The 2,886-nt window shown below is 37.0% G+C and carries 3 protein-coding genes; all 3 read right to left on the bottom strand.

Annotation, left to right across the window (positions count from 1 at the left end; all coding sequences use genetic code 11):
* Nucleotides 1–269: 269 nt before the first annotated feature.
* Nucleotides 270–1,442 (bottom strand): hypothetical protein, encoded by a 1,173-nt coding sequence (locus tag AB1397_05530; GenBank protein MEW6482446.1) that lies wholly within the window; start codon nucleotides 1,440–1,442, stop codon nucleotides 270–272.
* Nucleotides 1,429–2,259 carry a 4Fe-4S dicluster domain-containing protein gene (locus tag AB1397_05525; GenBank protein ID MEW6482445.1) on the bottom strand — a complete coding sequence of 277 codons (831 nt, stop codon included), beginning with the start codon at nucleotides 2,257–2,259 and terminating at the stop codon, nucleotides 1,429–1,431. The genes AB1397_05530 and AB1397_05525 overlap by 14 nt, the downstream gene beginning before the upstream one ends.
* The coding region (locus AB1397_05520; GenBank protein MEW6482444.1) for a cytochrome c3 family protein at nucleotides 2,252–2,886 on the bottom strand (635 nt) is incomplete at its 5' end. The genes AB1397_05520 and AB1397_05525, both read right to left, overlap by 8 nt.

The raw sequence follows: 2,886 nt of genomic DNA, 5'->3' as shown, positions 1-2,886 counted from the left end.
TCAAAATTCAAAATTTAGAATTCAAAATTTTATAAAACTTAACCTTTTTCAATTCAAAATTCAAAATTTAGAATTCAAAATTTCTTAAATACTATTTTTGCACTAAGTAATGGAAGATACTATATATCATTTGACATAGTAGTAACAAATTTGTTTTTTCTGGAAGGCAAGATTATTTGTTAATATATTTCCAAAAGAGGGTAAAGGAGATTAAAAAGCCAATGACCAGGAGGTATTCAATGCCTTTTGTTGCATAAATGTCTATAAAGCTATTCATTTTCCCATTTGTGTTCTCTTAAAATTGGCATTCGATTAACAATCCAGCGAAATGCCCAGATTTGGATAAGGATTATGGTAAGTGAAATTACACATTCCATCCAGCCTGGAAAATGATGTGGTAGATACCATTTAAAGGCAATCATTGTAACATTTAACCGGTTTAAAATAACCCCAATTACAGTAATAAAAGCGGCAAGTTTAATCAAACCCATCACTTTTCTTCTTACCCCTTCGGTGAACATAACCATTGGAAAAAGGATAAATCCTATAAGCTCAACCAAATATAAATGCCCCATTGGGCTTTGAAAATATTGCCAGTGCCTTGAATGGGCGATATCAATAAGCTTTAAGGAAAGATAGACAAACATTGTAAGACAAGCTGCCTTTCCTAAACCGATAATTAACTCCCCAAAGTTATAAGCTTGGTCTTTAAATACCTTATGTGAAATGGAGTCTATAATTATTACCACAGACAAGCCAGAAAAGATGCTTGAGATAAAGAAAAAGATGGTTATATTGGAATACCAGAGGGGATGAAGCTTGGTGGGAGCAAGCAAGAATAAAGCACCAACACCTGCTTGACTGATCGTTGAAAGGGTAATTGCAAATATAACCGCGCCAACAACAAGCTTTTTAGCAAATTTGCGAAATCTTTCATTGCCAAGCCATTCAGTAATTGCCGGTAGAAATTCAGCAAATAGGCAGGTTATATAGAGGACAAGAACCCATACAAAAATAAAAAGAATAGAAGAAATCCCAAATGAATTTCCTATAATCGGATTAAAAATATGCCAAGGTCTTCCCAAATCAAGCAAAACTGCAAACGCATAAAATATATATCCCAAAAGGGCAGTAAGTATAGCAGAACGGACCATCGGACGATATTTTTTAAGCCCTAATACATAAACAATAAATGGTATTATATATCCTCCACCTGCTAAAGCAACCCCGGTAACTACATTAAACCCAATCAATAGCCCCCAGGGAAAATCCTGTGAGCCTCCTTCGGAAATTGCTCCTAATCCATTGGTAAAGCGATAGATTATTAAGGCAATGCCAAGAAGGATTATGGGTGTGGTAATGATATTAAATGGTGTAAGTAGCCTTCCCTTTGGCTTTAGCTCAGAAATAAAAAATAAAATAAACCTCTTAATCTCCTTCATCTTCTTTCTTTAAAGCCTTATGTAAGCCAATAAGAAATGAGGGCCAGAGCAAGAATATCAAAGCAACGCTGTATAAAAATTCCTTTGTGTATTCAGGGTATGGCGTTTCTCCAACATTTTCTGGAAAGCCCAATTTTTCAAAGGGAACGCTTGCAAGATAGAGCCAGCCACATCCTCCTGCCTCCCTTTCTCCATAGATATGATGGACATATTTATCGGGATTTTTATAGATTCTTTCCTTTGCAATTTCAATAAGCTCCCTCCTTGTTCCAAATATAAGTGCCTCCATAGGGCAGGCATCTACACAACCAGGCTTTTCTCCTTTTTTAAGCCTTTCAAAACAAAATTCACATTTTCTTATCTTAGGATTTAGGCTGTTGTATTCAAACTTTGGAATATCAAATGGGCAGGCAATCATACAATACCTGCAGCCTAAACATTTATTCCCCCTCCAGATAACAGGGCCTTCCTTGGTTTTGAACATTGCCTTAACCAGGCAGGCAGAGGCGCAGGCTGGCTGATTGCAATGCATACATTGCTTTTTGACAAATATCTCCTGGTTGTCAATTTTGAATTTATTGACCACGGTAAAGGCATCAATGCTTGTCTGTCTTGGCTTATCATCTCCTAAATTTGGTGCGGGAAGATGGTTTACTTCACTACAAGCCTTCTCGCAAGAACGGCAACCAATACACAATGTTGTATCAACCAGCATCCCATAGAATTCCTTTGTTTCACAAGGATAAGCTTTTCCTTTAATCCCCACCAATCCACCTAATCCTATCGCCCCTGTTTTTAAAAACTCCCTTCTATTCATCTTTGTGCCTTTGTGCCTCATGGCAATCAACACATTTATTCTTTACCTTCATCTTCCTATGATAAACAAGACACCTTCTATGATATGCGCCTTTAAGCCCGGGAATTTTTCCTGGCTTTGTATGGCAGGTCTTGCAAGCCATTGGCTTTTGTTCTAATATATGATGGCATTCTCCACATTCCTGAGGATGCCTTTTATGGGAGAATGTTACCGAGCCATATATTCCAGGGATATTGTCTAAAATACAAATGTCCTTTAATTCATCTTTTCTTTTAATCCTATGGCAATCTGTGCACCCTGTAGGTCCCTTTTTCATCTCCTTATGACAGGTTATGCAATTTTTATGATATGCCCTTTGCAAGCCCAGCATTGTTTTTTTATCCTTCTTATGACAGGTATAGCAAGATTTTGCCGGCTCTTCGGGAAACCTATGGTGACAAGCCTTGCAGCTTTCAGGAACAGCAAAATGTTTATAGTGGGGAAAGCGAACAGGACCAAAAAACTCTGATATTTCATCAATCTTACAAACATCAGGAATTCCAGCAAGATATGCAATCCCTGCCAAAGAAAGAAGAAACAAAAGGACTTTAATTCTTTTACTCAACAAATGACTATTATCTTTACATT

It is taken from the genome of bacterium (assembly GCA_040756715.1).
Classification (GTDB): Bacteria; UBA9089; UBA9088; order UBA9088; family UBA9088; genus JBFLYE01.
Note: the sequence above shows the minus strand (reverse complement) of the source record. Positions and strands in the feature narration are given on the sequence as shown.

What these genes read in the sequence shown, in the direction of transcription:
- AB1397_05530 (MEW6482446.1), bottom strand. Translation starts at nt 1,442, where the DNA reads ATGAAGGAGATTAAGAGGTTTATTTTATTTTTTATTTCTGAGCTAAAG.
- AB1397_05525 (MEW6482445.1), bottom strand. Translation starts at nt 2,259, where the DNA reads ATGAATAGAAGGGAGTTTTTAAAAACAGGGGCGATAGGATTAGGTGGA.